The sequence below is a fragment of the Streptomyces sp. CRN 30 genome (assembly GCF_034105845.1).
Genome location: NZ_JAVRHI010000133.1, coordinates 22,568 through 29,374, shown reverse-complemented (window position 1 = coordinate 29,374; position 6,807 = coordinate 22,568). Strand labels below are relative to the sequence as shown.

Below are 6,807 nucleotides of genomic sequence, written 5' to 3'. Positions count from 1 at the left end.
ACCCGGGACCCGGCGAACCCGACCTGCGCGCCCGGCAGCGCCAGCACCACGTCCGCGCCGCCGCCGAGCGTCGCCCAGCCGCCCCCGGTGACCGGGTCCCGCAGGACGGCGATCTGCGCCAGCCCGGCCGCCCGGGTCAGCGCCGACTGCCGGGCCACCCGCTGGAGCTGGGTCAGCGCGAGCATGCCCTCCTGCATCCGGCTGCCGCCGGTGGCGACGAGCGGGACGACCGGCAGCCGATGGGCACGGGCGTGCTCGTACGCCGCCTCAAGGCGGTCCCCGGTGCGCTGTCCCAGCGAGCCGCCGAGGAAGCCGAACTCGAAGGCGATCAGCACGGCGGGGGTGCCCTCGACGCGGCCGGTGCCGCAGACGACGGACTCCGACTCGCCGGTCCGCCCGGCGGCGCGGGCACGGGCGTCGTCGTACCCCTGCCAGCCGAGCGGGCCGTCGGGCTCCGAATCCCGTGCCGGATACGGGAGTTCGGCGAAGTCGTCGGTGACGAGGGCGAGGGCGTCGCGGGCGGAGAGCCGTACGGGCCGGCCGCCCGGCGGGACCGCCTCAGCCATGGCTCAGCGACCGCTTCATGATCTTCCCCATGTCGTTGCGGGGCAGCGCGTCGAGGTGGCGCAGCACCCGGGGCCGCTTGTGCGGGGCGAGACGGGCGGCGACGTGGTCGGCCAGCTCCGGCAGGCCGGGCGGGGAGTGCGGGTCGGCCGGCACCACCCAGGCCACGATCCGCTCGCCCAGGTCAGCGTCGGGCTCGCCCGTGACGGCCGCCTCCTTCACCGCCGGGTGTTCGAGCAGCGCGTTCTCGATCTCCCCGGCGCCGATCTTGTACCCGCCGCTCTTGATCAGGTCGGTGGCCTTGCGGCCGACGATGCGGACATAGCCGTCGGGGTCGCGGACCGCCATGTCGCCGGTGCGGAAGAACCCGTCGGCGGTGAAGGCACCGGCGGTCGCGTCGGGCCGGTTGAGGTACTCGGTGAACAGGTGGGCACCGCGCACCTGGATCTCGCCGACGCTCTCACCGTCGCGGGCGGCCACCTCGGAGCCGTCCTCCTCCACGAGCCGCAGCTCCACCCCGGGCAGCGGTACGCCCACCGTCCCGGCGCGGGCCTCGCCGTCGGCACGGACGCTCGTGTTCATCAGCGTCTCCGTCATCCCGTACCGCTCGATCACCCGGCGTCCGGTGGCGGCGGCGATCCGCTCGTGGTCGTGGACGGGCAGCGCGGCGGAACCGGAGACCAGCAGCCGCGCCCCGGCCAGCGCCTCGGCCAGTTCCGGCTCGGCGGGGAGCGCCTCCGCGATCCGGTGGTACATCGTCGGCACGCCGAAGAGCATGGTCGCGCCGGCGTTCAGCTCCCGCGCGACGCCCTCGGTGGAGAACCGCCCGAGGTGGCGCACCGCGCCGCCGCGCCGCAGCGGGCCGAGGGTGCCGAGCACCAGGCCGTGCACGTGGAACAGCGGCAGCCCGTGCACCAGCACGTCCTCGCCGGTCCAGCCCCAGGCGTCGGCGAGCGCGTCCAGGGTGGCGGCGAGGGCCCGGCGCGGGAGGACCGCGCCCTTGGGCGGGCCGGTGGTGCCGGAGGTGTAGACGACCAGCGCGGGATCGCCGTCGGCCGACCGGTCCTCGGGCACGGCGCCCGTGGCCGCCACGTCCACGTCGACCCGGGGCAGCCCGGCGAGCGGCGCGGGCAGGTCGTCGCCGGGAGCGGCGAGGAGCAGCGCCGGGGCACTGTCGGTGAGGATGTGCCGCAGCTCCTTCTCGCCGGACTTCGGGTTGAGCGGCACGGCGGGCACCCCGGCGAGCAGCGCGGCCACCACGGCCACGGCCGTCTCCAGCTCCGGTGTCGCCCAGACGGCCACCCGGCCGGCCCCCCGGACCCGGTGCGCCGTGGCACCGGCCGCCGAGGCCAGTTCGGCGTAGCTGAGGGAACGTGCGCCGAAGCGGAGGGCGGGCCGGTCGTCCGGGGTGTGGTCCGGGGCGTCGGTCAGGGCCGGGAAGAGTGAGGACACGCGTGCTGCTCCTTCGTTCCGCTTATGAGTTGGGCACGACCAGCACCAGCCACACCAGGGCCGGTACGACCGCCACCACGATCCCTCCGTACACCATCAGCTGCCGGAAGAAACGGTCCCGGTCGACGTCCGGTGCCGCCGCCAGCACCAGCGCGCCGTTGGTGGAGAACGGGCTCACGTCCACGACCGTCGCCGACACCGCGAGCGCTGCGACCATCCCGACCGCGCCGATCTCACCCTGCGCGAGGAACGGCACGGCCAGCGGGATCAACGCCCCCATGATCCCCACCGAGGAGGCGAACGCCGACACCAGCGCGCCGATGTAGCAGAGCAGCAGGGCGGCGAGCAGCGGGACGCCGATGGAGCCGACGCCCTCGCCCGCCCAGGTGATGGTGCCCATCTCCTGCAGGACACCGACGTAGGTGAGGACACCGCAGATCAGCAGGACGGTGGACCAGGCGATCTCGGTGACGGCCCGGCGGCTGTCCTCGGGCCAGACGGCGCTCAGCAGCACCGCGAGCGTCACGGCGGTCAGACCCGCGTCCAGGTCGAAGCCGAGGACGGCGACGACGAGGGCGAGGAGCGCGGCGAGGGTGGCGACGCGCGGCGGGGTGAGGACGGTGGCGGTGGCCCCGCCGGTCTCCTCGCCGCGTACGGCGACGGCGGTGGGGGCGGGGCGGGCGGCACCGCCGCCTCCCGTGCCCTCCACGGCCCCGGGTCCCGAGGCGACCCCGGGTCCGGAGGCGGCCCCGGGGCCCGAGGCGGCCCAGGGGCCCGACGCGCGCCCGGAGTCGCCGCTCCCCGCCGGGTCCACCGCGTCCGCCGGGTCCACCGCGCCCGCCGCCCACAGTTTCCGCCCGCCGCACACCACGAACACCACCGCCGCGATGACCAGGTTGGCGATCAGCGAGGCGAGGAACAGCCCGATCTCGCTGCCCGGCAGCTTCTCGCGCTCGACGATGCCGTTGACGATGGACCCGTAGATGCTGATCGGGGAGAAGCCGCCCGCCTGGGCGCCGTGCACCACCATCGTGCCCATCAGCAGCGGACTGATCTTGTACCGGGTGGCGAAGCTCAGCGCGATCGGCGCGACGATCGCGACCGCCGCCGGGGAGACCGCGCCGATCGCCGTGAGCGCGCCGGTCAGCGCGAACATCACCCAGGGGATCAGCGCCACCCGCCCGCGCACCAGCCGCACCGAGGCGTGCACCAGCCAGTCGGTGGTGCCGTTGGCGCGGGCGATGGCGAACAGGTACGTCACCCCGACGAGGACGACGAAGAGATCACCGGGGAACCCGGCGAAGATGCCGTCGGCGTCGAGGTCCGCGACGAGGGTGCCGACCCCGAAGGCGGCGGCGAAGGCGAGGGCGCCCATGTTGACGGAACGGGTGGTGGCGATGGTGAACACCACCACGAGGACGAGGATCGAGACGAGTTCGGGGGACATGCGGGCTCCCGACGTGGGCGGGTACGGCTGGCCGACTGGCTGAGTGGCTGAGCCACTCGGCGTGGGGGACGGGCCCGGTCAGCGTGATCCCGCTGCCCGTGCCCGTCAAGGGGTCGCGCACGGATTGGCTCATCCACTCGGCCAGTTCACCGTCGGTCGCCGCCCCGGTGTTAATCTCCGACGGAGAGGGGGAAGACGTGAGCGACGCCCTGCGCCCGATGCCCCGGCAGCGCCTGTACGAGCAGGTGCTCGACCGGCTGCGGCAGTACGTCACCGAGGGCGGCCTGCGGGCCGGCGACCGCCTTCCGCCCGAACGGGACCTCGCCCAGCGGCTCGGCGTGAGCCGGGCCTCCGTCAAGCAGGCGATCGTCGTCCTGGAGGTCCAGGGCCTGGTCGAGGCGCGGCACGGCGGCGGCACGTACCTCGTCCGCGACAGCCTCGACGTCGAGCCCGTCGAGGAGATGGTCGAACGCCGGCGGCGTCTGCCGGACGTCCTGGAGGCCCGCGAGGCGCTGGAGACCAAACTCGCCGAACTGGCCGCCGAGCGCCGCACGGAGGACGACGTCGCCGCGATGCGGGCCGCGCTCGACGTGATGACCGAGGAGATCGCGGCGGGCCGCCACGGCATCGAGGGGGACCGGCTCTTCCACGCGGCGGTGACGGCGGCGGCGCACAGTTCGCTGCTCGCGGAGTTCATGCGGTCGATCGGCGAGCAGATCGCCGAGAGCCGGACGGAGTCGCTGCGGCAGCCGGGACGGCCGGGGCGGTCGTTGGCCCAGCACCGGGCCATTCTCGACGCGATCGCGGACGGCGAGCCCCGGCGGGCCGCATCGGCGATGCGGCGGCATGTCCGTACGGTGGCGAAGGTGCGGTTGCTCGACTGGGAGCCGGGGGATTAGACCTCGTCGGTCGTCTGGACCTCGTCGGTCGGGTGCGGGTTGTTTGTGGCTGGTCGCGCCGTTCCCCGCGCCCCTTCGGGGCGCTGATTCACGGCGGTTCTCTGCAGCAGGCCCCAGGTGAACTCGGCGGTGACCGTGTGGAGTTCGCCGGTGGTGGCCGGGGCGTCGAAGCGCAGCCCCCAGCGGGTGGGGGCCGAGCCCTGGAGGGGGCGGGCGGGGGCGAAGGCGCGGGCCGCCTCGTCGACCGTGCAGGACCAGGGGGTCAGGTCGGAGAGGGTGCGCAGCCGTGGAGCCGGGCTGCCCGGGGCGCGGACCAGCCACTCGTTCCAGACCGTGCCGTCCGTGGCGACCAGGATCTCGAAGCGGAGGTCCGGCCAGAGGGGGAGCGGCCAGGCGCGGGCCTCGCACTCCAGGTCGCCGACACGGCGGGCCGTGACCGTCTCGGGCTCGCCCAGGAGCGACCGGTACCGGGCCGCCGCCGAGCGGGCACGCGGTGAACGGACCATCGCCTGCCAGCGCTTGTTCGCCTCCCGCAGCTCCGTGAGCGAGGCGCCCAGGGTGCGGCGGGCCTCGTCGACCAGGGCCGGGTTGTGGTCGGCCATGCGGCGCAGGAGGACCAGTTGGAAGTCGACGGGGGTGAAGGGGCGCGGTGCGGACGGCATACGGCCATCGTCGCGCACCGCGACGCGGGGACGCCGGACCGTTGCCTGCGGAAGACGGTCTGGATAGCCTCTGTTCGTCATGCCGATCGCCTGTTGAAATCTCGAACACGGCGCCGAGACACCAGAGAGGGGGAGCCGGACATGGGACGCCTCGTACCAGCTGTGACCAGGGCTCTCGACATCCTCGAACTTTTCCTCGACGGGGACGGCACACTCTCCGCCCCCGACATCGTGCGCAGGCTCCAGCTGCCGCGCACAACCGTGCACGAGCTGGTCACCACGCTCGCCGCCCGGAAGTACATCGTCCCCGTACCGGGCCAGCCCGGACGCTACCGGCTCGGCGTACGCCCCTACCAGCTCGGGGCCCGCTACGCCGAGCACCTCGACCTCGCGGCCGAGGGCCAGCAGGTCGCCCGTACCGTCGCCGAGACCTGCGACGAGACGGTGCACGTGGCGATCCTGGAGGACACCGACGTCATCTACATCGCGAAGGTCGACTCCACGCACGCGGTGCGCATGGTGTCGGCGGCGGGCCGCCGGCTGCCCGCGCACTGCACGTCGGTCGGCAAGATGCTGCTGGCCTCGCTCCCGGAGACGGAGCTGGCGGCCCGGCTGCCGGACAACGCCGAGCTGGCCGCGATGACCCCGAACAGCATCACCGACCCCGGCCGCCTGCGCGAGGCGCTGACGGAGATCCGGGAGCGGGGCATCGCGGTGGAGAGCCGCGAGTCCAACCCGGACGTGAGCTGCGTGGCCGCCCCGGTCCGCGACCGCACCGGCCGCGTCGTGGCGGCCCTCTCGATCTCCGTCCCCATGATCCGCTGGAGCGACGAGCGCCGGACGGAACTGGAACAACTCGCCGCCAAGGGCGCGGCCGACCTGTCGGAACACCTCGGATACCGGAGCGCGGCATGACGTACGCAGTGGACCTGGCGGTACGGGCGGAGGCGGAACTGGGGGAGGGCCCCACCTGGGACCCGGCCGCCGGGCACCTGATCTGGGTCGACATCCTCGGCTGCCGGGTGCACACCTACGACCCGGCGACCGGGCGCCGGGCCGTGCGCACCACCGAGCAGCACGTCGGCGCCGCCAAGCCGCGGGCCGGCGGCGGACTCGTCCTCAACCTGCGGGACGGCGTCGCCCTCCTCGACCCGGACGGCCGCCTGCGCGTCCTGCACCGCGAGGCCGTGCCGGGCCGCCGCGCCAACGACGCCGCCGTCGCCCCCGACGGCTCGCTCTGGACCGGCACCATGCGCTACGACGAGGCGCGGGGCGGCGGCACGCTCTCCCGTGTCACCGGCGACGGCACGGTCACCACCGTCCTGGACGACGTGACGGTCAGCAACGGCACCGGCTGGAGCCCCGACGGCCGGCTCATGTACTACATCGACACCCCGACCCGCCGTATCGACGTCTTCACCTACGACGCCGGCACGGGTGAGGTCTCCGGCCGCCGCCCGCTGGCCACCGTCGAGGAGGGCGCCGGGCTGCCCGACGGTCTCACCGTCGACGCGGACGGCTGCGTGTGGGTGGCGCTGTGGGACGGGTCGGCGGTCCGCCGGTACACCCCCGACGGCCGCCTGGACCGGGTGGTCGACCTGCCGGTGCCGCGCGTGACGGCCTGCGCGTTCGGCGGCGCGGACCTCACCGACCTGTACCTCACGACGGCCCGCACCGGCCTCACCGCCCCGCACCCGCTGGCGGGTTCGGTCCTGGTCCTCCCGGGAGCGGGCAAGGGCCTGCCGCAGCCGGCGTTCGCCGGCTGACCCCGCGTCCCCGGGCG

The 6,807-nt window shown here is 74.6% G+C and carries 7 protein-coding genes; 3 read left to right on the top strand and 4 right to left on the bottom strand.

The window, feature by feature from the left end:
* The 3 genes from UW392_RS12790 to UW392_RS12780 all read right to left on the bottom strand — a co-directional run.
* Positions 1-566 (bottom strand): carboxyl transferase domain-containing protein (locus UW392_RS12790; protein ID WP_320775056.1); only part of this gene is annotated, 566 nt, incomplete at its 3' end.
* A complete protein-coding gene (locus UW392_RS12785; RefSeq protein WP_320775055.1) occupies positions 559-2,016 on the bottom strand; it encodes an acyl-CoA synthetase in 1,458 nt (485 codons plus the stop codon). The genes UW392_RS12785 and UW392_RS12790, both read right to left, overlap by 8 nt.
* A gap of 22 nt (positions 2,017-2,038) precedes the next feature.
* The gene (locus UW392_RS12780; protein WP_320775054.1) at positions 2,039-3,463 is read right to left on the bottom strand and encodes an SLC13 family permease; all 1,425 of its coding nucleotides are present in this window, start codon (positions 3,461-3,463) and stop codon (positions 2,039-2,041) included.
* Positions 3,464-3,660: 197 nt separating this feature from the next.
* Between UW392_RS12780 and UW392_RS12775 the strand changes: the two genes are divergently transcribed.
* Entirely contained in the window at positions 3,661-4,362 is a 702-nt protein-coding gene (locus UW392_RS12775) for a FadR/GntR family transcriptional regulator (protein ID WP_320775053.1), read from the top strand.
* Here UW392_RS12775 and UW392_RS12770 read toward each other — a convergent pair.
* A complete protein-coding gene (locus UW392_RS12770) occupies positions 4,359-5,024 on the bottom strand; it encodes a hypothetical protein (protein ID WP_320775052.1) in 666 nt (221 codons plus the stop codon). The genes UW392_RS12775 and UW392_RS12770 overlap by 4 nt on opposite strands.
* Positions 5,025-5,165: 141 nt before the next feature.
* On the opposite strand from UW392_RS12770, the gene UW392_RS12765 reads away from it, so the two are divergent.
* Complete coding sequence (locus UW392_RS12765) at positions 5,166-5,939, top strand: IclR family transcriptional regulator (RefSeq protein WP_320775051.1); 774 nt, start codon at positions 5,166-5,168, stop codon at positions 5,937-5,939.
* Positions 5,936-6,790, top strand: a complete 855-nt coding sequence (locus UW392_RS12760) for an SMP-30/gluconolactonase/LRE family protein (protein WP_320775050.1) — start codon at positions 5,936-5,938, stop codon at positions 6,788-6,790. Before UW392_RS12765 ends, UW392_RS12760 begins: the two co-directional genes overlap by 4 nt.
* Positions 6,791-6,807 lie beyond the last annotated feature (17 nt).